Here is a 19697-nt window from a genome sequence, read left to right as displayed (position 1 = left end):
TCCTGCTCTGACCGGCAGGGCCTGTCCAATCCGGCCGCGCGCACGGCGTGGCCAGTGGTTGTCGCTCGGGGGTGATCGCCGGTGATTCGGACGCGCGTCGTGCCGCCTGAGCCCTCGGCGCTCTCCTTCCCGAGGACGTAGCACTTCTCCCATCCCAGGACGGGCCCTGGGCCCATCCGGAGATGTACGTCCGAGAAGGAGGAATTCTCATGAAGTCCCAGGTTCGTGGCGGGACCAGATGGAAGCGGTTCGCCGTCGTCATGGTGCCGAGCGTGGCCGCGACGGCCGCCATCGGTGTCGGCCTGGCCCAGGGCGCGCTCGCCGCGTCCTTCAGCATCTCCGGCCAGGAGTTCAAGGTGACCGCCGACAGCCTCGTCGGCAATGACTTCGTGCAGTACGGAAGCGTGGACGGCGGCAAGGACCTGGCGGGCAAGGACTTCGCCGCCCCGGTCGCCGTGTCCGGCTTCTCGGAGGCATGGATCACCAACATGTGCCAGTCCGTCGTGACGCCGAACGTTCCGTTCGTCGGCGACGTGACGCTGGTGCTGAAGGCCGGTACCGCGGGTGCCGGTGACGACGCGAAGAAGGTCTACGCGAAGAACATCTACCTGGATGTCTCCTCGCTGAAGACCGACGCCGAGTTCGGCAACATCGACATCGGCGTCGCGGCCGGCAACCTGGCCAAGGCCCCCGGCAAGCCCGGCATCCAGCCCGGCACCGAGGCCAAGGCCAACCCGTACGGCTTCGCCCAGCGCGCCGACACCGCGAAGCTGAGCAAGGTGCAGCAGACGGCGTGGGCGACCACCGCCGGCACCTTCAAGCTGCCCGACCTCGACCTGTCGCTGCACCGCGGCAAGGCCGAGTGCTTCTGACGCGAAGGTCCGTGACGGACTGACGCCTGGGGTGTGGGGCCGCCGGTGCGGCCCCGCACCCGCTCCCCGGGTCAGAAGCCCGCTTCTCACCTCTTTCTCAGTACCACCGCTTTCAGGGAGCTGTTTCCATGAGCGCCGAGACCACTGCTTCCAGCGGAGTTCGCAAGGAGAACCGGTTCCGTGTCTGGCGGCAGACGCGGCCGTTCTGGGCGGGCCTGTTCACCATGATCGGCGGAGTGCCGATCGCCTACCTGCCGTACGGCGACATGCGGCTCGGCAACGTCACGCTGGCCATGTCGACGACGGCCGGCGCCGGTGCGCTGATCATCGGCGTCCTGCTCATCACGCTCGGACTGACGATGTGGTTCCAGCCCATGGTCAGAGTCTTCGCGGGCGTCGCGGCGATCGTGCTCGGGCTCATCTCCATCCCCGTCTCGAACTTCGGCGGCCTGGTCGTCGGCTTCCTCTTCGCCCTCGTCGGCGGCGGCATGTCCGTGTCCTGGGCACCGGCCGACCCGGCGGCGGAGACCGACGGGGAGCCGGACGCGGAGACGGCCGGGGAACAGCCCGTGGCCGTGGCCGCGACGGCCGAACCGGCCGAGCACCACCTGCACGACGGCACGACCGGCATGACGCAGCCGCTGATCCCCCAGCAGGGTGCCGCGGCGCCGGTGGCCGAGACCACGACCGAAGCCAACGGCGGGAGGAACAGTGCGGGGTGACGAAACACAGTCGGCAGGGACGGCGAGAGGACCGCGTCACGCGGCCCCCCGCAAGTCCCTCCTGAACAAGCTCCACGTGCCGGCCGGAAAGGCGATGGCCCTCGCGGCCATGCCCACCGCCGTGCTCGTGGGCATGGGCCTGGCACCCCGGCTCGCCCTCGCCGACACCAACGGCACGGACATCCCGTTCGCCCCCGGCCCGTGCGTGACCCGCTCCGACGAGCCGACCGCCGACGCGACGACCAAGCCCGCCGAGACGCAGACCCCGACGCCGACCGCGAGCGCCACCGCGACCGACGCGCCGGCGCCGGACCCCTCCACGAGCACCGGGCCCACGCCGACCGCGACCGCGACCACGGGGGCCACCACCGCCGCGACGACGCAGAAGCAGACCGACGCGCCCGCGCCGAAGGCCACGGCCACCACCGCGCCGAAGCCGACCGCCACCAAGTCGGCCAACCCGCTCGACCCGCTGGGCGTCGGCGACGCGCTCAAGGACATCCTCGGGATCCCGGCGAAGACCCAGGACCCCGCGCCCAAGCCGACCGCCACCACGGCCGCGCCGAAGCCGACGTCCTCGACGGCCCCGAATCCCGGGCCGACGGCCGACACGCCGGCCGGCGGCGCAGGCACGGACAAGCCGGCGAGCGGCACGACCGCGGACAAGCCGGCCGGCGACGCGGCCGACAAGACCAAGGACGCCATCAAGGCCGCCGCCGCCACGGCCGGTGCCACCACCAGCGAACTGGCCGACTCCGCCAAGGGCCGCGACGCCAAGCCGGACACCGCCATCCCGGACGGTGCCAAGCCGCGCTTCCCGTGCCCCGAGCCCGACCCGAAGGCGCTCGCCGCGGCCGACCTGGAGCAGGGCATGCCGCTGCTCCCGGACGACCCGTGGATCCTCCAGACCAGCAAGCTGGAGCTGCGCGGCCTGAAGTACCACGGCATCGTCGAGGTGAAGACGGGCAGCGGAAAGATCAAGAAGGTCCTGAAGTTCACCGCGGACCAGATCGACATCACCAACCTGCACCAGCTGACCGTCCACTCCGACGGCCTGACCGGCCACGTCCGCTCCAGGCCCGGCTCGATGTCGACGCTGCGCAACGGCACGGTGACCATGTACACGGAGGAGCTGAAGGGCAATCTCTTCGGCCTCATCCCGGTCACCTTCAGCCCCGAGACGCCGCCGCCGCTCGACGTGCCGTGGGCCATCTTCACCAGCTGCACGGTGAAGCAGGCCGGCCAGTTCGGCGGCACGCTCACGGTGCCCGGCCTGCACAACACGATCGAGCCGAGCTGAGCCCCGTACCGCGACAAGACCCGCGAGACCCTTCCGGGAGCCGCACACGACGGAGCCCCCGCCCCTCCGAGGAGGGACGGGGGCTCCGTCGTGTGCCGGGGTGCCGGGCGCGTCAGGCGCTCTCGGCGCCGCCCAGGTGGTGCACCCGGACCATGTTCGTGGTGCCGGGGACGCCGGGGGGCGAGCCGGCGGTGACGACCATGGTGTCGCCCTGGTTGTAGCGCTGCAGCTTGAGCAGCTCGCCGTCGACCAGGTCGACCATGGCGTCGGTGTTGTCCACGAACGGCACCAGGAAGGACTCGACGCCCCAGCTCAGGGTGAGCTGGTTGCGGGTGTTCTCGTCCGTCGTGAAGGCCAGGATCGGCTGGGACGCGCGGTAGCGCGACAGCCGGCGGGCGGTGTCGCCGGACTGGGTGAAGGCCACCAGCGCCTTGCCGCCCAGGAAGTCGGCGATCTCGCAGGCCGCGCGGGCGACCGAACCGCCCTGGGTGCGCGGCTTCTTGCCCGGGACCAGCGGCTGCAGGCCCTTGGACAGCAGCTCCTCCTCGGCCGCGGTGACGATCTTCGACATCGTCTTCACGGTCTCGATCGGGTAGGCGCCCACCGAGGACTCGGCGGAGAGCATGACCGCGTCCGCGCCGTCCAGGATCGCGTTGGCGACGTCGCTCGCCTCGGCGCGGGTCGGCCGGGAGTTGGTGATCATCGACTCCATCATCTGGGTGGCGACGATGACCGGCTTGGCGTTGCGGCGGCACATCTCGACGAGGCGCTTCTGCACCATCGGGACGCGCTCCAGCGGGTACTCCACGGCGAGGTCGCCGCGGGCCACCATGACGGCGTCGAAGGCGGCGACGACCTCGGCCATGTTCTCGACCGCCTGCGGCTTCTCCACCTTGGCGATGACGGGGACCCGGCGGCCCTCCTCGTCCATCACCTTGTGGACGTCCTTGACGTCGGCGGCGTCGCGGACGAAGGACAGGGCGACCATGTCGCAGCCCATGCGCAGCGCGAAGCGGAGGTCCTCGACGTCCTTCTCGGACAGGGCCGGCACGTTGACGGCCGCGCCGGGCAGGTTGATGCCCTTGTGGTCGGAGATGACACCGCCCTCGACGACGATCGTCCGCACCCGCGGGCCCTCGACCGCGACGACGCGCAGCTCGACGTTGCCGTCGTTGATGAGGACCTGGTCGCCCTTGGAGACGTCGCCGGGCAGGCCCTTGTAGGTGGTGCCGCAGATGGACTTGTCGCCGGGGACGTCCTCGGTGGTGATGGTGAACTCGTCACCGCGCACCAGCTCGACGGGACCCTCCGCGAAGGTCTCCAGACGGATCTTGGGGCCCTGCAGGTCGGCCAGGACGCCGACGGCACGGCCGGTGTCCGCCACCGCCCGGCGGAGACGGTCGTACCGCTCCTGGTGTTCTGCCTGGGTCCCGTGGCTCATGTTGAATCGGGCCACGTTCATGCCGGCCTCGATGAGAGCCTTCAGCTGCTCATAGGAGTCGACGGCGGGGCCCAGCGTGCAGACGATTTTGGAACGGCGCATGAGGCGGATCCTATCGGTTTGTTTCGCGGCGGAATATTCCGTCTGGTGGAAAGTACAAATGGGCGGGGCCCCGCTCAGGCGTTCACTCCTTCGGGCGTGGATCCGCTCACAAGTGCGTAGCTCTGCCGGGCGATCTCCAGCTCCTCGTCGGTCGGGACGACCGCCACCGCGACCCGCGCGTACTCCGGCGAGACGATCCGGGCCTCGTCGGACCGTACGGCGTTGAGCCCGGCGTCCACGGCGAGGCCCAGCTCCTCCAGACCGGCGATGGCGGCCTCGCGCACCGGGGCCGCGTTCTCGCCGACGCCCGCCGTGAACACCACCGCGTCCACCCGGCCGAGCACCGCGTAGTAGGCGCCGATGTACTTCTTCAGCCGGTGCACGTAGATGTCGAAGGCGAGCGCCGCGCGCTGGTCGCCCGCGTCGATCCGGCGCCGGATCTCCCGCATGTCGTTGTCGCCGCACAGCCCGACGAGGCCCGACCGCTTGTTGAGCAGCTCGTCGATGTCGTCCGCCGACATGCCCGCCACCCGCTTGAGGTGGAAGGTGACCGCCGGGTCGATGTCGCCGGAGCGGGTGCCCATGACCAGGCCCTCCAGCGGGGTCAGACCCATCGAGGTGTCGACGCACCGGCCGCCCCGCACCGCCGAGGCGGAGGCCCCGTTGCCCAGGTGCAGCACGATCACGTTCACCTCCTCGGGCGTCTTGCCGAGCAGCCGCGCCGTCTCCCGGGAGACGTACGCGTGCGAGGTGCCGTGGAAGCCGTAGCGCCTGATCCGGTGCGCGTCCGCCGTCTCCACGTCGATCGCGTAGCGCGCCGCCGACTCCGGCATCGTGGTGTGGAAGGCGGTGTCGAAGACGGCGACCTGCGGCAGGTCGGGGCGCAGCGACATGGCCGTACGGATGCCGGTGAGGTTCGCCGGGTTGTGCAGCGGGGCCACCGGCACCAGGCGCTCGATCTCGGCGAGCACCTCGTCGTCGATGACGGTCGGCGCGGTGAACCGCAGCCCGCCGTGCACCACCCGGTGGCCGATCGCGGCGAGTCCGGGGGAGTCGAGGCCGATGCCGTCGGCGGCCAGCTCCTCGGCGACGGCCTTCAGCGCGGCCGCGTGGTCGGCGATCGGACCGTTCTTCTCGCGCTTCTCCCCGCCGCCGCCGAGCAGCGGGGTGTGGACCAGGCGCGAGGTCTCCTCGCCGATCCGCTCGACCAGGCCGACCGCGAGCCGGCTGCTGTCCCGCATGTCGAGGAGCTGGTACTTCACCGACGAGGAGCCGGAGTTGAGGACCAGGACGCGGGTGGGGGCGGTGGCGGTCATGCGGAGTGCTCCTGACCCTGGGACTGGATCGCCGTGATGGCGACGGTGTTGACGATGTCGCTGACGAGCGCGCCGCGCGAGAGGTCGTTCACGGGCTTGCGCAGGCCCTGGAGCACCGGGCCGACGGCGATCGCGCCGGCCGAGCGCTGCACGGCCTTGTAGGTGTTGTTGCCGGTGTTGAGGTCCGGGAAGACCAGCACGGTCGCCTGGCCGGCCACCTCCGAGCCGGGCAGCTTGGTCGCCGCCACGGACGGCTCGACGGCCGCGTCGTACTGGATCGGTCCCTCGATCATCAGCTCCGGCCGGCTCTCGCGGACCAGCTTGGTCGCCTCGCGCACCTTGTCGACGTCGGCGCCGGAGCCGGAGGTGCCGGTGGAGTACGACAGCATCGCGATGCGCGGCTCGACGCCGAAGCGGGCGGCGGTGGCCGCGGACTGCACGGCGATGTCGGCGAGCTGCTCGGCGTTCGGGTCCGGGTTGACCGCGCAGTCGCCGTACACGAGCACCTTGTCGGCCAGCAGCATGAAGAAGACCGACGACACGATCCGCGCGTCCGGCTTGGTCTTGATGATCTCGAAGGCCGGGCGGATCGTCGCGGCCGTGGAGTGCACCGAGCCGGACACCATGCCGTCGGCCAGGCCCTCCTCGACCATCAGCGTGCCGAAGTAGTTCACGTCCGAGACCACGTCGTACGCGAGCTCCACCGTCACGCCCTTGTGGGCGCGCAGCCGCGCGTACTTCTCGGCGAAGGCGTCGCGCAGCTCGGAGGTCTGCGGGTCGATCAGCTGCGTGTCGCCGAGGCTCACGCCCAGGTCGGCGGCCTTCTTGCGGATGGCCTCGACGTCGCCGAGCAGGGTGAGGTCGCAGACGTCGCGGCGCAGCAGCACGTCGGCGGCGCGCAGCACCCGCTCCTCGGTGCCCTCCGGCAGCACCACCCGGCGCCGGTCGGCCCGGGCCTGCTCCAGGAGCTCGTGCTCGAACATCATCGGGGTGACCCGGCCGCTGCGGGCCACCGAGAGCCGGCGCAGCAGGTCGGCGGTGTCGACGTGGCGCTCGAAGAGGCCGAGGGCGGTCTCCGCCTTGCGCGGGGTCGCCGCGTTCAGCTTCCCCTCCAGGGAGAAGAGTTCGGCGGCGGTGGGGAAGCTGTTGCCGGGCACCGAGATGACCGGGGTGCCGGGCGCGAGCTTCGCGGCCAGCGTGAGGATCGCGTCGCTGGGCCGCTCGTTCAGGGTGAGCAGCACGCCGGCGATCGGCGGGGTGCCGGCCGAGTGCGCGGCGAGCGCGCCGACGACCAGGTCGGCCCGGTCCCCGGGGGTGACCACGAGACAGCCCGGGGTCAGCGCGTTGAGGAAGTTCGGCAGCATCGCGCCGCCGAAGACGAAGTCGAGGGCGTCCCGGGCGAGCCCGGCGTCGTCGCCGAGGACGACGGAGGCGCCGAGCGCCTGGGTGATCTGGGCGACGGTCGGCGCGGCGAGGGCGGGCTCGTCGGGCAGGACGTAGCAGGGCACCGGCAGCCGGGCGGCGAGCCGCTCGGCGATCGCGGCCCGGTCCTCGCCGGCGACCCGGTTGACCACCATCGCGAGCACGTCGCAGCCGAGCCCGTCGTAGGCGCGGAACGCGTTGCGGGCCTCGGCCCGTACGGACTCGGCGGGCTGGCCCTTGCCGCCGACCACCGGTATGACCGAGGCGCCGAACTCGTTGGCCAGCCGGGCGTTCAGCGCCAGCTCGTCCGGCAGCTGGGTGGCGGCGAAGTCGGTGCCCAGGATGAGCACGACCTCGTACGCGCGGGCGACCGCGTGGAAGCGCTCGACCAGGACGGAGACCAGCTCGTCGGTGCCGCGTTCGGCCAGCAGCGCGGACGCCTCGTGGTAGTCCATGCCGTAGACGGTGGCGGGGTCCTGGGTGAGCCGGTAGCGGGCGCGCAGCAGGTCGAAGAGGCGGTCGGGGCGGTGGTGCACCAGCGGCCGGAACACCCCCACGCGGTCCACCTGGCGGGTCAGGAGCTCCATGACTCCCAGCTCGACGACCTGCCGGCCGTCTCCGCGGTCGATCCCGGTCACGTACACGCTGCGCGTCACGCCGTGGTCTCCTGTCCGAATTCCTACGGGCTTGATGTCAACCCTGTGTGTGTAAAACCCACCGATAGGGCGGCAATGCCCTCTTGACAATACCCCTGCGGCTCGATACGACGCCCGCTGGACGAAGGGCCCGGAAGCCCGGGACCAAAGGCCCCCGAGGCCCGCCGGAGGCCTCCGCGCGCCGGACGCGCGGAGCGGCCGTGAGCGCGCTCGCACCGCCGACCGTGTGAGAATCGACGCGGCTCACACGTACCACTACCGAGCAGGAGACCCAGCACGATGCGCATCGGAGTTCTGACAGCGGGCGGCGACTGTCCCGGCCTGAACGCGGTGATCCGGTCGATCGTGCACCGGGCCGTGACGCACTACGGCGACGAGGTCATCGGCTTCGAGGACGGCTACGCGGGCCTGCTCGACGGGCGCTACCGCCGCCTCGACCTGGAAGCCGTCAGCGGCATCCTCGCCCGCGGCGGCACCATCCTCGGCTCCTCCCGTCTGGAGCGCGCCCGCTTCCGCGCCGCCTGCGACAACGTCAAGGAGATCGTCGAGAAGAGCGGCTTCGACGCGCTCGTCCCGATCGGCGGCGAGGGCACGCTCACCGCCGCCCGCATGCTCTCCGAGGCCGGCGTGCCCGTCGTCGGCGTGCCCAAGACCATCGACAACGACATCTCCTCCACCGACCGCACCTTCGGCTTCGACACCGCCGTCGGCGTCGCCACCGAGGCCATGGACCGGCTCAAGACCACCGCCGAGTCCCACCAGCGCGTCATGGTCGTCGAGGTGATGGGCCGGCACGCCGGCTGGATCGCCCTGGAGTCCGGCATGGCCGCCGGCGCCCACGGCATCTGCCTGCCCGAGCGCCCCTTCGACCCGGCCGACCTGGTCAAGATGGTGGAGGAGCGCTTCGCGCGCGGCAAGAAGTTCGCCGTCGTCTGCGTCGCCGAGGGCGCCCACCCCGCCGAGGGCACCATGGACTACGGCAAGGGCGAGATCGACCAGTTCGGCCACGAGCGCTTCCAGGGCATCGGCACCGCCCTCGCCTACGAGCTGGAGCGCCGCCTCGGCAAGGAGGCCCGGCCCGTCATCCTCGGCCACGTCCAGCGCGGCGGCACCCCGACCGCGTACGACCGCGTCCTCGCCACCCGCTTCGGCTGGCACGCCGTGGAGGCCGTGCACCGCGGAGACTTCGGCAACATGACGGCGCTGCGCGGCACGGACGTGCGGATGGTGCCGCTGGCCGAGGCGATCACCCAGCTGAAGACCGTGCCGGCGGACCGGATGCGCGAGGCCGAGTCGGTCTTCTGAGCCGGGCCGAAATCCGGGCTTGAGCCCGGCGCCGCGATCCACAAGGCTGGGGCCCTGTGTTCGCGGCGAAGGGGCGGCAGGCATGACCACGGGGGACGAGCCGGAGGAGGGCCCGCTCGTCTGGCCCGGCTGCGATCCGGCCGCCGGCGGCACCGAGGACGCCGCCGGCGAGGAGCAGCCCGGCCCCCGCTCCCGGCTGCGCCGCGCCCTCGTCGCCGGCATCGCCCTGACCGGCCTCGTCCTCGCGACCGTCAGCGTGGTCGCCGTCGTGCGCGACGGCGCCCCGCACACCGGCGAGCGCCACCCGGTGCTCACGGCGCCCGCGGACGGCCCGGTACGGATCCGGGTCGTCGGCTCCGGCCTCTGCCTCGGCGAGCGGCGGGACGGCGGGAACGGGCAGGTCTACCAGCGGGACTGCGCCGACGGCGACGGGCCGGCCTACGCGCTGAACGGGCTCGGGGCCGGACACTGGCGGATCGTCACGGACCGTCCCGACCGCGGCCCCGGCTGCGTCGGGATCCGCGCCGCCGCCCGGATATCCGGCGCCGCGCTCACGGACACCGAGTGCGGCGACCCCGCCCGCGTCGAACGCTTCGCCCTGGAGCCCTACGGCAGCCCCGTCGCCGGCTACCGCATCCGCCCGGTGGACACCGAACCTCCCGGCCCCGGGTCCGGCCCAGGCTCGGGCATCGCCCCCGGGTCCGGCCCCGGCTGCGTCACCGTCGTCGGCGACCCGAACGCGCCATGGGCCTCGCTCGCCCAGGCGCCCTGCCGCCCGGACGCCCGCGGCCAGCTGTTCGGCTTCGACCGCGTGCGGCCCTGAGCCGCAGTGGCTACTGCCCCACCGCGGCCCAGAAGTGGTCCATGATCCCGTCGAGGTACGTGCGGCCCTCGTCGCCCGTCGCCCCCGACGCGCCCCAGCTGCTCGTCGCCGCCATCCGGGCGTGGTAGTCGGCGTGCAGCCGCTGCAGCGCGTTCTCCACCGTCCGCTTCGGCAGCGGAAGCAGCTTCACGACCGGCTTCACGTACGCCTGCCAGCGTGTCGTCGCCCCGTCCCGCAGCAGCGCGGCCAGCTTCTCGTCGCCGCCGGTCGCGGTGAGCAGCGCGCGCGGCCCGAGCCCCAGCGCCTCGGCGAGGGCGGCGGTCTGCCGCTCGTTGCCGCGCCACTGCCCGGACTCCTCCATCCGCACGTACGCGGCCGGGTCCAGGCCCAGCCGGCGGGCCAGGTCCTCGGGGGCGAGCGCGCGGGCCATCCGGTGCTCGCGCAGGGTCGTCGCCGCGGCGAGCAGCTCGGCCGGAGAACACCACAGCACCCCGGCGAGCGCGGTCAGCTCCTGGGAGGTGGGAGCGATCCGGCCGCGCTCCCAGGCCATGACCGTCTCGGGGGTGACGAGGAGGCCGTACTGGGCGCGCAGACCGTAGGCGACGTGGCCGTGCTGCATGCCGAGACCCTCGCGCAGACGGCGCGCGGCGAGGGCGTTGAAGGGTGGAGAGGGTTGGTGCACCCCGCCACGGTAGGAGCGCAGGGTGACCGCTGGCTACGGTGCGTTCACCCAACGCTGATGGTCGTAGGAACGTGGGAACCGATCAGTAACGTGTCAGTGACCGCGAGTGGATCTTTCTGTCGCCGTGGCCGCCGCCCCGAGCCAGCGGTACTGCAGCTCGGGCCGCCCGATCTGCCCGTACTGCGGGGCCCGCGTCGCGCGGCCCGCCGTCACCAGGTGCTCCAGATAGCGGCGCGCGGTGATCCGCGAGATCCCGACGGCCGCGCCCGCCTCCGCCGCCGTGAGCCCGTCGCCCGCCGCCCGCAGCGAGCGGGTCACCGCCTCCAGCGTCGGCCCGCTCAGGCCCTTGGGCAGCGCGGCGGGCTGCGGGGCGCGCAGCGTCGCCAGCGCCCGGTCCACCTCGTCCTGCCCGGACGCCTCCCCGGCCGCCGCGCGGAACTCCGCGTACCGGGCGAGCCGGTCGCGCAGCGTGGCGAACGTGAAGGGCTTGAGCACGTACTGCACGACGCCCAGCGACACGCCCTCGCGCACGATCGCCAGGTCGCGCGCCGAGGTCACCGCGATCACGTCGGCGGCGTGCCCGGCCGCGCGCAGCGCCCGCAGCAGCTGGAGCCCGTGCCCGTCCGGGAGGTAGAGGTCGAGCAGGATCAGGTCCACCGGCACCCGGTCCAGCACCCGCACGGCCTCGGCCCGCGAGTGCGCCACCCCGACCACCGTGAATCCGGCGACCCGGCCCGCGTACAGCGCGTGCGCGTCGGCGGCGACCGGGTCGTCCTCGACGACGAGCACCCGGATGCCGGGCCGCGTCTTCATGTCGCTCATACGAGAACCTCCTCGGCGGTACGGTCCAGGGGCAGCCGGACGGTGAACTCCGCGCCGCCCAGCGGGGACGCGGCCAGCGTGAGGCTCCCCGACGCCCGGGTCACGGCCTGCTGCACGAGCGCCAGGCCGAGCCCGCGGCCCGGGCCCCGCGTGGACCAGCCGCGGTCCAGCACGGCGGCGCGGTCCTCGGGCCGCACGCCGGGCCCGTTGTCGCCGACGCGCAGCAGCAGCTCGCCGCCCTCGGCGAGCGCGGTCACGGTGACCCGCCCACTGCGCGGGGCGGTCGGCCCGACGGCGTCACCGAGCGAACCGGGCTCGTGACCGGGGCGACCGGGCGCGGGTGCGGGCGCCGGTGCGGGTGCGCTGGGTGTGGCGGGTGTGGCGGGTGTGGCGGGTGTACGGGGCGCGGGGACGCTGCCGCGGCTCGCGACGGGCCCGCCTCCCGGGGCCGGTCCGTCGTGCGTCACCGTTCCACCGTCCGCCACCGGCTCGCCGTCCGAGGCCAGTCCGTCGCGCGCCCCGGGTCCGCCGTCCGCCACCGGCCCGTCCGAGGCCAGTCCGTCGCGCGCCCCCGGCCCCCCGGTCGCCCCCGGCCCGCCGCCCGCCGCCTCCACCGCGTTGTCGACGAGGTTGCCGAGGATCGTCACCAGGTCGCGGGCCGGCATCGACACCGGCAGGACGCCGTCGTCGATGCGGCTGTCCTCGGTGAGGATCAGTTCCACGCCCCGCTCGTTGGCCTGCGCCGCCTTGCCGAGCAGCAGGGCGGCGAGCACCGGCTCGCCGACCGCGCTCACCACCCGGTCGGTCAGCGCCTGGGCCAGCTCCAGTTCGGCGGTGGCGAAGCCGACCGCCTCCTCGACCCGGCCGAGTTCGATGAGCGAGACGACGGTGTGGAGGCGGTTGGCGGCCTCGTGGGCCTGTGAGCGCAGCGCCTCCGTGAAGCCGCGCTCCGAGTCCAACTCGCCCGACAGTGCCTGGAGTTCGGTGCGGTCCCGGAGGGTGACCACGGTGCCCCGGCGCTCGCCGCCCACCACCGGCCGGGTGCTGACCACGAGCACCCGCTCGTCCGTCAGATGCAGCTCGTCCACGCGCGGCTCCGACGCGAGGAGCGCGCCCGTGAGCGGCGCCGGCAGCCCGAGCTCCGCCGCCGAGCGGCCCACGGCGTCGTCGGCGAGCCCGAGCAGCTCCCGCGCCCCGTCGTTGATCAGCGCGATCCGCCGCTGCCCGTCCAGCATCACCAGGCCCTCGCGCACCGCGTGCAGCGCGGCCTCGTGGTAGTCGTGCAACCGGCTCAGCTCCGTCGCGTTCATCCCCTTGGTCGTCCGCCGCAGCCGCGCGTTGATCACGTACGTGCCGGCGCCGCCGAGCGCGAGCGCCGCGCCCGCCATGCCGAGCAGCGCGGTCACCTGCTCCCGTACCTGCTCGCTGATCCGCTCGATCGTGATGCCCGCGCTGACCAGTGCGATCACCCGCCCGTGGTCGCCCGCGTCCCGCACCGGCGCGACCGTGCGCACCGAGGGTCCGAGCACGCCCAGGTGCGTCTCGGAGAAGGTCTCGCCGCGCAGGGCGGGCGCGATGTGGCCCAGATAGCCGCGGCCGATCTGCTCCGGCTCCGGATGCGTCCAGCGGGTGCCGTCCGGCGCCATGATCACGACGAAGGTGACGCCGGTCCGCCGGCGCAGCTCCTCCGCGTACGGCTGGAGCGCGGTGGTCGGGTTCACCGTCCGCGCCGCGCGCGCCGCCGCCACCACCGAGGGCGAGGCGGCGACGGCCGTCGCGGTCGCCGTCGACTGGCGGCGCGCCGTCTCCTCGGCCTGGGCGCGGTCCGTCACGTACGCGAAGACGGCGCATCCCGCGACGACGACGGCCACGAGCACGACCTGCATGGCGAAGAGCTGACCTGCGAGGCTGCGGGGCCGGGGGAGGGGGAGGCGCATGCGTGCCAGTGTGCCCCGCCCGATTTGCTCCCTCGTACCGGGCGGCCCGAATCGTTATGCCGATCGCCGATATCCGTTCGGCCGTGAACGAAACGTACGCAAGCGTGACCCCGGTCACAGGCTGGTGGATAGTCGCGGAGGTCCACCGGGACGTGGACACCCCCAGAGCACGAGGAGGACCCCGTGGCCGCAGTCGCCCGACGGGACCGCACCCACTATCTGTACCTGGCCGTGATCGGCGCCGTCCTGCTCGGCATCGCCGTCGGCTTCCTGGCGCCCGGCTTCGCCGTGGAGCTGAAGCCGCTCGGCGCCGGCTTCGTGAGCCTCATCAAGATGATGATCTCGCCGATCATCTTCTGCACGATCGTGCTCGGCGTCGGCTCGGTGCGCAAGGCCGCCAAGGTCGGCGCGGTCGGCGGCCTCGCCCTCGGCTACTTCCTCGTGATGTCGACCGTCGCGCTCGCCATCGGCCTCGTCGTCGGCAACCTCCTGGAGCCCGGCTCCGGCCTCCACCTCACCAAGGACCTGGCCGCCGCCGGCGCCAAGCAGGCGGCGGGCGCGAGCGAGGGCACCGCCGACTTCCTCCTCGGCATCATCCCGAAGACCATGGTCTCCGCCTTCACCGAGGGCGAGGTCCTGCAGACGCTCCTCGTCGCCCTGCTCGCGGGCTTCGCGCTCCAGGCCATGGGCAAGGCCGGCGAGCCGGTGCTGCGCGGCATCGGGCACATCCAGAAGCTCGTCTTCCGTATCCTCGCCATGATCATGTGGGCGGCCCCGGTCGGCGCCTTCGGCGCGATGGCCGCCGTCGTCGGCGCCACCGGCACCGCGGCCCTGAAGTCGCTCGCCGTCATCATGATCGGCTTCTACGTCACCTGCGCGCTCTTCGTCTTCCTGGTGCTCGGCGCGCTGCTGCGGCTCGTGGCGGGCGTGAACATCCTGGCCCTGCTGAAGTACCTCGGCCGCGAGTTCCTGCTGATCCTGTCGACCTCGTCGTCCGAGTCGGCGCTGCCGCGGCTCATCGCCAAGATGGAGCACCTGGGCGTCAGCAAGCCGGTGGTCGGCATCACCGTCCCGACCGGCTACTCCTTCAACCTCGACGGCACCGCGATCTATCTGACGATGTCCTCGCTGTTCGTCGCCGAGGCGATGGGCAAGCCGCTGGCGCTCGGCGAGCAGATCTCCCTCCTCCTCTTCATGATCATCGCCTCGAAGGGTGCGGCGGGCGTGACGGGCGCCGGGCTCGCGACCCTCGCGGGCGGCCTGCAGTCCCACCGCCCCGAACTCGTCGACGGCGTCGGCCTGATCGTCGGCATCGACCGCTTCATGAGCGAGGCCCGCGCCCTGACGAACTTCGCGGGCAACGCCGTCGCCACCGTCCTCGTCGGCACCTGGACCAAGGAGATCGACAAGGCCCGCGTCACCGAGGTGCTCGCCGGCCGCGTCCCCTTCGACGAGACCACGCTCGTCGACGACGGCCACGGCGCGCCCTCGGCCGTACCGGACCAGCGGCCGGCGGGCGAGGGCGAGGAGAAGGCCCGGGCCGGAGTCTGACCCGGCCGTCCCCACGCTCCCGGCCCTCTGTGCCGTCTCCGCCCTTTCCGCCCCCGGGCCCCGGGCCTTGAGCCGGATCCGGGTCCCGGTGCGGAACGCCCCCGGTCGCGCGAGCCGCGCGGCCGGGGGCGTTCCGTCGCCGTCAGTCGCCGAGTTCAGCCAACTCCTCTTCGCTCAGCGTCAGTTCGACGGCGAGGGCCGAATCCCGGGCGGTCTCCGGGCGGCTCGCGCCCGGGATCGGCAGCACGTGCCCGCCCGGCCGGGCCAGCAGCCAGGCGAGCGCCACCCGCTGCGGGCTGACGCCGCGGGCCGCGGCCACCCGGTGGAAGGCGGCGAACCGCGGATCGGCCTGCCGGCCGGACGGTCCGTCCAGCGAGCTGCGCGAGATGCCGCCGAGCGGGCTCCACGGCAGGAACGCCAGGCCGAGTCCCGCGCAGAGGCGGAGTTCGGGCTCGCTGTCGCGGACGGCCGGCGAGTACCGGTTCTGTACGCAGACCAGCGCGTCGCCCAGGATCTCGCGGGCCAGCAGGATCTGCTCGCGGTCCACGTTGGAGATCCCGGCCAGGCGGACCGTGCCCGCGTCGACCAGCTCCCGTATCGCGCCGAGGGATTCGGCGTACGGGACGGCCGGGTCCGGCTTGTGCAGCTGGTACAGGCCGATCGCCCCGCCGCCCAGCCGCAGCGCCGAGTCCTCGGCCGCCCGCCGCAGGTGCTCCGGGCGGCCGTCGACCGTCCAGCCGCCGTCCGCGCTGCGGCCCCGCCCGCCCTTGGTGGCGACGAGGACGTCGTCCCGGCCGGCGAGGGCGCGGGCGACCAGGCGTTCGTTCTCGCCCGGCTCGCCGCCCGGCGGGTGGTACGAGTCGGCCGTGTCGAGCAGGGTCACGCCGGCGTCCAGGGCGGCGTGGACGGTGGCGAGGGCGCGGGCCTCGTCCGGGTGCCCCTCGATCGACAGGGGCATGGCGCCGAGTCCGACGGCGCTGACGGCGATGCGGTCGCCGAGCGTGCGGTACAGCATCAGCCCTCCATGGAAAGAGAGTCGGAAGGGGTATCGGAAAGAGTCTCGGAAAGGGTTTCGGAGAGGGCCTTCCGGAGCCATTCACGGGAATGCGAGAAGGTATGTCCGAGCCGTTCCGCCCGGGAATTGTCCATGCCGTAGGAGCGGGCGAAGGAGAACGGCGACACTTCCCCGACCTCCACTTCCTGGAATACGGTCCGTCCGCCCACCAGGTCCTCGATCTCGGCGCAGATGTCCGCCGTCGTCAGTGGCCCGTGGGAATGCGCGTTCACCGGCCCGGTGAATTCCGTACCGGTCGCCGCCCAGGCGAGGAACGCGGCGATCTCCTCCACGTACACATAGGTCGCCGGGCGGTTCGTCCGCGGTACGGCGACGGGCGCGCCGGCCCGGATGCGGTCCGCGTAGTGCGCCACCCGGCCCGTGAAGTCGTCGGCCCCGCCGAGGACGTGCGCGACCCGCACCGAGGCCCACGGGAAGCCGGACTCCGCCGCGGCCGCCGCGAACACCGCCTCGGCCTGCCGCTTGCCCTCCCCGTAGTGCGCCTGAAGGAACTCCGGCTCCTGCCACGGCAGTCCGAGGTCCACGGTGACGGTGGCCAGGTCGAGGGCGTCCTCGGTGACCGGGGCCGCGGAGTCCTCGTACTCGTACACCTCCACCGTCGACGTCATCACATAACGCCGGGTCCGCCCCGCGAATACCCGCCGGGCGATGTCCGCCTGACGCGGGGTGTAGCAGACCTGGTCGACCACGACGTCGAATGTCCGCCCGGCGAGCGCCTTTTCCAGGGCGGCCTCGTCGTCGCGGTCGGCGACCAGGAAGCGCGTTCCCTCCGGCGCCGGGGAGGAACCGCGGTTGAGTACCGTGACGTGATGTCCCGCGTCGAGCAGACGCGTTGTCAGACGCTTTCCGAAATAGCGGTTGCCGCCGATGACCAGAATCTCCATGCCTCTAGTGTTACGTTGGGCGCTCGCTGTCTGAAGGGGGAAACATGGGAATCCAGGCCGTCGCACCGAAGGAACCACGGCATCCGCGCGCCGCCACCGTCGAAACGTCGGCGGGTGCCTATGACCCCATCGACCGGCAGATCCTGGACCTGCTGCAGAGCGACGGCCGCATCAAGCTCAGCGAGCTCGGCCGCCGGGTCCGGCTCAGCCCCGCCGCCGTCACCGAACGGGTCCGCCGCCTGGAGGCGTGCGGCGCCATCACCGGCTACGGCGCCCAGGTCGCCCCGGCCCGGCTCGGCTACGGCATCCAGGCCTTCATCCGGGTCAACCCGCACGGCGGCTACACCCTCAAGCACCCCCGCACCCTCGAACTCGTCGCCCGCCCCGAGATCCGCGAGGTCCACCACGTGGTCGGCGAGGACTGCTGGATCCTGAAGGTCGCCGTCACCGACACGGTGCACCTGGAGGAGATCCTGGAGCAGACCTCGCAGCTCGGCCGCACCACGACCTCGGTGGTCCTGTCGTCGCCGGTGGAACGCAAGCCCCTGCTCCCGCCGGCCGTCTGACCCTCGTGCTTGCCTTGACGCCGACGTCAAGGCGTACGTTCGTCGGCATGCGAATCGGCGAGCTGGCCGAGCGGGCGGGCACGACCACGCGGACTCTGCGGTACTACGAGTCACGGGGCCTCCTGACCGCACGGCGCACGGAGAACGGTCACCGCACCTACGACGAGGACGACCTGCGGCTCCTCCGGCAGATCCGGACCCTGCAGGACTTCGGCTTCGAGCTGGAGGAGACCCGGCCCTTCGTGGACTGTCTGCGCGCCGGCCACCCGGCGGGCGACGCCTGCCCCGCGTCCCTCGACGGCTACCGGAGCAAGCTCGCCGAGCTCGACGCGCTCATCGGCCGGCTCCAGCAGGTGCGCGACCAGGTCGGCGCACAGCTGCTCCGCGCCGAGGCGGAACTGCCGGCCGGCCCCGAGCCGCGCTGCGAACTGACCCCCACCGAACAGGGAAGGCGAAGAGAATGATCCGAGCGAAGGGCGTGGCCGAGGTCACCGACACCGACTTCGACCGCGAGGTCCTGGGCGCCGGACTCCCGGTCCTCGTCGAGTTCACCGCCGACTGGTGCGGCCCCTGCCGCCAGCTGGCCCCCGTCCTCGCCGCCGTCGCCGACGAACTGGCCGGCCGGCTCAAGGTCGTCCAGATCGACGCCGACACCAACCCCGCCACCGTCTCCCGCCACGCCGTCCTCTCCCTGCCCACCCTCCTCCTCTTCCGCTCCGGCGAACCCGTCATGTCCCTCGTCGGCGCCCGCCCGAAGCGCCGCCTCCTGGAGGAACTGTCGGACGCGCTGGAGCCGGCGCGGGCGTAGCGGTCACCGGCCCGGGGCGTACGGACAGCTACGTCCGTGCGCCCCGGGCCCCTCTCGTGGGCGCGTCCTAGCCGGCCCACAGCTCCACCGAGTGAGCCCCCGCCAACCCCCGTACCCGCTCAAGCAGTTCCTCCGCCGGCATCGGGTCCAGCCGGCGGCCGTCCCGCAGGCGGACCGAGACCTCGTCCGCCGCGGCCTCCTTCGGGCCGATGACCACCTGGTACGGGGTGAGGCGGGAGGCGCGGATGCGGGCGCCGAGGGTGCCGCGGGCCGGGGAGAGCAGGTCGGCGCGCAGGCCGAGGGCGGTGCAGCGGGCGACCAGGGCGGCGGCGGAGTCGTGTTCGGCGTCGGAGAGGGGGAGGACGGCGAGCTGGACGGGGGCGAGCCAGGCGGGGAAGGCGCCGGCGTGGTGCTCGACGAGGTGGGCGACGGCGCGTTCGACGCTGCCGACGACGGAGCGGTGGATCATCACGGGGCGGTGTTTGGCGCCGTCGGCGCCGATGTACTGGAGGTCGAACCGCTCGGGCTGGTGGAAGTCGACCTGCACGGTGGAGAGGGTCGACTCGCGGCCGGCCGGGTCCGCGACCTGGACGTCGATCTTCGGCCCGTAGAACGCGGCCTCGCCCTCCGCCTCCTCGTAGTCGAGCCCGGACGCGTCGAGGACCTCGCGCAGGAGGGCGATCGAGCGTTCCCACTTCTCCGGCGCGGCCACGTACTTGCCGCCCGGGCCGGGCAGCGAGAGCCGGTAGCGGGCCGCCGCGATGCCCATCGCGGCGTGCGCCTCGCGGATCAGCTCCAGCGCGCCGGCGGCCTCCCCGGCGACCTGGTCGAGGGTGCAGAAGATGTGCGCGTCGTTGAGCTGGATGGCCCGGACCCGGGTGAGCCCGCCGAGCACGCCCGACAGCTCGGACCGGAACATGCCGCCCAACTCGGCCATACGCAGCGGCAGTTCGCGGTAGCTGTGGGCGCGGGAGCGGAAGATCACGGCGTGGTGCGGGCAGAGGCTCGGCCGCATCACCATCTCCTCGCCGCCGACGTCCATCGGCGGGAACATGTCGTCGCTGTAGTGCGCCCAGTGCCCGGAGATCTCGTACAGCTCGCGCTTGCCGAGCACCGGCGAGTACACGTGCCGGTAGCCGGCCCGCCGCTCGGCCTCCCGTACGTACTCCTCGAGGGCGTGCCGTACGACGGCCCCGTCCGGCAGCCAGTACGGCAGCCCGGCCCCGATCAGCGGATCGGTGTCGAACAGGTCGAGCTCTCGGCCCAGCTTGCGGTGGTCCACGTTCATGGTCGCTCCTCGTTCGGGGAAGGGGAGCGAGTGCCCGGCCGCACGACGAAGCCCCGGGGCACTCGCCCCGGGGCTTCGGACAAAGACAGCTGTCAGCGCACCGGGACACTCTCCGGCGTCGTCGT

The 19697-nt window shown here is 72.9% G+C and carries 18 protein-coding genes; 9 read left to right on the top strand and 9 right to left on the bottom strand.

Translation table 11 applies throughout. From position 1 onward, the window contains the following. Positions 1 to 209 precede the first annotated feature (209 nt). From ACFYU9_RS33255 to ACFYU9_RS33245, 3 genes are all read left to right on the top strand, one after another. Positions 210 to 872, top strand: coding sequence for a DUF6230 family protein (locus ACFYU9_RS33255; RefSeq protein WP_389208672.1), 663 nt, complete (start codon positions 210 to 212; stop codon positions 870 to 872). A 128-nt stretch (positions 873 to 1000) separates the two neighbouring features. Continuing rightward, on the top strand, positions 1001 to 1594 hold the full coding sequence (locus ACFYU9_RS33250) for a DUF6114 domain-containing protein (protein WP_389208674.1): 594 nt from the start codon (positions 1001 to 1003) through the stop codon (positions 1592 to 1594). Continuing rightward, the gene (locus ACFYU9_RS33245; protein ID WP_389208676.1) at positions 1584 to 2894 is read left to right on the top strand and encodes a hypothetical protein; all 1311 of its coding nucleotides are present in this window, start codon (positions 1584 to 1586) and stop codon (positions 2892 to 2894) included. Before ACFYU9_RS33250 ends, ACFYU9_RS33245 begins: the two co-directional genes overlap by 11 nt. A gap of 112 nt (positions 2895 to 3006) precedes the next feature. Here ACFYU9_RS33245 and pyk read toward each other — a convergent pair whose 3' ends face one another. From pyk to pta, 3 genes are all read right to left on the bottom strand, one after another. Further along, positions 3007 to 4437: a pyruvate kinase gene (gene pyk, locus ACFYU9_RS33240; protein WP_389208677.1), complete on the bottom strand. Its 1431-nt coding sequence runs from the start codon at positions 4435 to 4437 to the stop codon at positions 3007 to 3009. A 74-nt stretch (positions 4438 to 4511) separates the two neighbouring features. After that, positions 4512 to 5753, bottom strand: coding sequence for an acetate kinase (locus ACFYU9_RS33235; RefSeq protein ID WP_389208679.1), 1242 nt, complete (start codon positions 5751 to 5753; stop codon positions 4512 to 4514). Beyond that, positions 5750 to 7831, bottom strand: coding sequence for a phosphate acetyltransferase (pta, locus tag ACFYU9_RS33230; protein ID WP_389208681.1), 2082 nt, complete (start codon positions 7829 to 7831; stop codon positions 5750 to 5752). The genes ACFYU9_RS33235 and pta overlap by 4 nt, the downstream gene beginning before the upstream one ends. 279 nt (positions 7832 to 8110) lie before the next feature. Between pta and ACFYU9_RS33225 the strand changes: the two genes are divergently transcribed. Next, the gene (locus ACFYU9_RS33225; protein ID WP_389208683.1) at positions 8111 to 9136 is read left to right on the top strand and encodes a 6-phosphofructokinase; all 1026 of its coding nucleotides are present in this window, start codon (positions 8111 to 8113) and stop codon (positions 9134 to 9136) included. An 82-nt stretch (positions 9137 to 9218) separates the two neighbouring features. Next, entirely contained in the window at positions 9219 to 9959 is a 741-nt protein-coding gene (locus ACFYU9_RS33220) for an RICIN domain-containing protein (protein ID WP_389208685.1), read from the top strand. A 10-nt stretch (positions 9960 to 9969) separates the two neighbouring features. Here the strand turns inward: ACFYU9_RS33220 and ACFYU9_RS33215 are convergent, their stop codons facing one another. From ACFYU9_RS33215 to ACFYU9_RS33205, 3 genes are all read right to left on the bottom strand, one after another. Continuing rightward, a complete protein-coding gene (locus tag ACFYU9_RS33215) occupies positions 9970 to 10578 on the bottom strand; it encodes a helix-turn-helix domain-containing protein (protein WP_389209206.1) in 609 nt (202 codons plus the stop codon). A 156-nt stretch (positions 10579 to 10734) separates the two neighbouring features. Next, positions 10735 to 11454 carry a response regulator gene (locus ACFYU9_RS33210; RefSeq protein ID WP_389209208.1) on the bottom strand — a complete coding sequence of 240 codons (720 nt, stop codon included), beginning with the start codon at positions 11452 to 11454 and terminating at the stop codon, positions 10735 to 10737. Between the two features lie 5 nt (positions 11455 to 11459). Beyond that, positions 11460 to 13400: an ATP-binding protein gene (locus ACFYU9_RS33205; protein WP_389208687.1), complete on the bottom strand. Its 1941-nt coding sequence runs from the start codon at positions 13398 to 13400 to the stop codon at positions 11460 to 11462. A 183-nt stretch (positions 13401 to 13583) separates the two neighbouring features. Between ACFYU9_RS33205 and ACFYU9_RS33200 the strand changes: the two genes are divergently transcribed. Next, a complete protein-coding gene (locus ACFYU9_RS33200) occupies positions 13584 to 14951 on the top strand; it encodes a cation:dicarboxylate symporter family transporter (protein WP_389208689.1) in 1368 nt (455 codons plus the stop codon). A gap of 142 nt (positions 14952 to 15093) precedes the next feature. On the opposite strand, the gene ACFYU9_RS33195 is transcribed toward ACFYU9_RS33200, so the two are convergent. Then, positions 15094 to 15966: an aldo/keto reductase gene (locus tag ACFYU9_RS33195; protein ID WP_389208691.1), complete on the bottom strand. Its 873-nt coding sequence runs from the start codon at positions 15964 to 15966 to the stop codon at positions 15094 to 15096. After that, positions 15966 to 16910, bottom strand: coding sequence for an NAD-dependent epimerase/dehydratase family protein (locus ACFYU9_RS33190; RefSeq protein WP_389208693.1), 945 nt, complete (start codon positions 16908 to 16910; stop codon positions 15966 to 15968). The genes ACFYU9_RS33195 and ACFYU9_RS33190 overlap by 1 nt, the downstream gene beginning before the upstream one ends. A 44-nt stretch (positions 16911 to 16954) precedes the next feature. Between ACFYU9_RS33190 and ACFYU9_RS33185 the strand changes: the two genes are divergently transcribed. The 3 genes from ACFYU9_RS33185 to ACFYU9_RS33175 are packed head-to-tail and all read left to right on the top strand — an operon-like array spanning position 16955 to position 18284. Beyond that, the gene (locus ACFYU9_RS33185) at positions 16955 to 17476 is read left to right on the top strand and encodes an Lrp/AsnC family transcriptional regulator (RefSeq protein WP_389208694.1); all 522 of its coding nucleotides are present in this window, start codon (positions 16955 to 16957) and stop codon (positions 17474 to 17476) included. 47 nt (positions 17477 to 17523) lie between these two features. Next, positions 17524 to 17940 carry a MerR family transcriptional regulator gene (locus tag ACFYU9_RS33180; protein ID WP_389208696.1) on the top strand — a complete coding sequence of 139 codons (417 nt, stop codon included), beginning with the start codon at positions 17524 to 17526 and terminating at the stop codon, positions 17938 to 17940. Further along, positions 17937 to 18284: a thioredoxin family protein gene (locus ACFYU9_RS33175; protein WP_389208698.1), complete on the top strand. Its 348-nt coding sequence runs from the start codon at positions 17937 to 17939 to the stop codon at positions 18282 to 18284. The genes ACFYU9_RS33180 and ACFYU9_RS33175 overlap by 4 nt, the downstream gene beginning before the upstream one ends. A gap of 67 nt (positions 18285 to 18351) precedes the next feature. On the opposite strand, the gene thrS is transcribed toward ACFYU9_RS33175, so the two are convergent. Beyond that, the gene (thrS, locus tag ACFYU9_RS33170; RefSeq protein ID WP_389208700.1) at positions 18352 to 19572 is read right to left on the bottom strand and encodes a threonine--tRNA ligase; all 1221 of its coding nucleotides are present in this window, start codon (positions 19570 to 19572) and stop codon (positions 18352 to 18354) included. Positions 19573 to 19697 lie beyond the last annotated feature (125 nt).

The organism is Streptomyces sp. NPDC004327, from assembly GCF_042873935.1.
Classification (GTDB): Bacteria; Actinomycetota; Actinomycetes; order Streptomycetales; family Streptomycetaceae; genus Streptomyces.
The sequence above is the reverse complement of the archived record's forward strand: the minus strand, read 5'-3'. Positions and strand labels throughout refer to the sequence as shown.